Raw genomic sequence first — 1,454 nt, 5'->3', positions numbered from 1 at the left:
GCAAAGTGTTGCAAGACGCGATCTCCCACGTCGTGGCCATACGCATCGTTGATGTGTTTAAGTTATCGATATCGAGAAAACCATGCAGTGATGCACGTGCTCGGTGTGGCATCTATCTCCCGCAGCTTATCTTTTGCCCAGTTTTCAAAACTCCAACGGTTGGCTAAACCCGTCAGTTGATCGAGGTAGGCAAGACTCCTCAATCCCTTCTTGGTATAGGCTCTGAATATAGTGAACCACTTTGCTGTAGTAGTAGGTTGATGTGTGACAGACAATACAGGTTGCGATGGAGGGCGAWATAAAAACATGGGTTGTATCGAGTAGCCCCGTCAGCACCACTGTTTTGGMCAAAAACAGTGAATAGGCGACGATAAAACAGAAAGAACCACTCAGCAGCAAGCCAATATTGAAGCTGTTGATCAGAATGACGGTAGCTAACAGTGGGAAAAGGACCAACATTTTGTCAGCAGTTGCATCGCCAATATAAAACAGACAAACAACGCATCCAATAACATCAAACAGCTGAGGACTAAATCCGCGTAGAGTGGATTTCTAACCGACTTGATGTACAAGAAATTGCCCAAACAAATCATGGCCAGCTAATCCATTTAATGCGCCTAAAGCCAAGTCCGATTGCGCAAATTGGTCTATTGCACAGTAGAAAAACATCACGGAAGCGGCAACAGAACACAGACCAACAATTTTCTTCTTTCTTGTTGATCGAATGTCTGCCATTTCTTCAAGATGTTGCCCTACTAATTTAGTCATTTTTGTCCTTTACGTTGTTCTTTCGTCGCTTTTCCCGCCACTTAATTCTAGGTGAGAAATAGAAGTTTGAAGGAATATCACGTTACTTTTAATGTGATAAGAGCCATGTTTTATATGAATTTTATTGCTCATTGTGTAATTACCGAAAGGGGAAAGAGTGACAAAGAACAGGTTCACAAAGCCTTACTAGCCATGTGTTTCAAGCCATTGGCGAGCGAGCGAGGCTGCTAAGAGACTACAACTAGATATAACTGGCGGTTATGATTTCTTGCTTTTAATGCGTAAAAATCTAAGAGAAAGGTAGGGTTTGAGCTAATGAAAAAGAGTGAGCTTTAAAGTAAATTGGAGTTTTATTCTTTAAATAACAGTGTATTAATTTGTTTTTGAGCCACTACTCTCGGCGCGTTTTGCTAAGAGTAGTGACAGGTTGGGTGGAAGTTGAGCTAATTTTATGCGCAACTGGTTTTGGCTGAGCTCTCAGAGAAGTGAGTCACCACTCTGTTTCCTAGTTTCGACGTTGCAGAGCACGTTCTGCGTTTTCGATGGTCTCGTGGTAGCTCGGTGCAAGTTGTGTCAAGCCGACACTAATCGAGTATCCCACGGGCAATCCCGCTTCAAGCAATCGCGTGTTACTGATGGCGTGCTTGAGCTCGTTAAGCTGCGTTTGCGCTTCATGGGCGTCGCTG

The 1,454-nt window shown here is 43.6% G+C and carries 4 protein-coding genes; all 4 read right to left on the bottom strand.

Features of this window, described 5'->3' with window-relative positions; all coding sequences use genetic code 11:
* Nucleotides 1-53 (bottom strand): diguanylate cyclase (locus tag CIK04_RS33615; protein ID WP_325205758.1); only part of this gene is annotated, 53 nt, incomplete at its 3' end.
* A 91-nt stretch (nucleotides 54-144) separates the two neighbouring features.
* Nucleotides 145-459 (bottom strand): hypothetical protein, encoded by a 315-nt coding sequence (locus CIK04_RS33610; protein WP_325205757.1) that lies wholly within the window; start codon nucleotides 457-459, stop codon nucleotides 145-147.
* A 93-nt stretch (nucleotides 460-552) separates the two neighbouring features.
* Nucleotides 553-768 carry a hypothetical protein gene (locus CIK04_RS33605; RefSeq protein ID WP_325205756.1) on the bottom strand — a complete coding sequence of 72 codons (216 nt, stop codon included), beginning with the start codon at nucleotides 766-768 and terminating at the stop codon, nucleotides 553-555.
* A gap of 505 nt (nucleotides 769-1,273) precedes the next feature.
* Nucleotides 1,274-1,454 (bottom strand): hypothetical protein (locus tag CIK04_RS23835; RefSeq protein ID WP_325205755.1); only part of this gene is annotated, 181 nt, incomplete at its 5' end.

Source organism: Vibrio sp. 03_296, assembly GCF_002265885.1.
The sequence above is the reverse complement of the archived record's forward strand: the minus strand, read 5'-3'. Positions and strand labels throughout refer to the sequence as shown.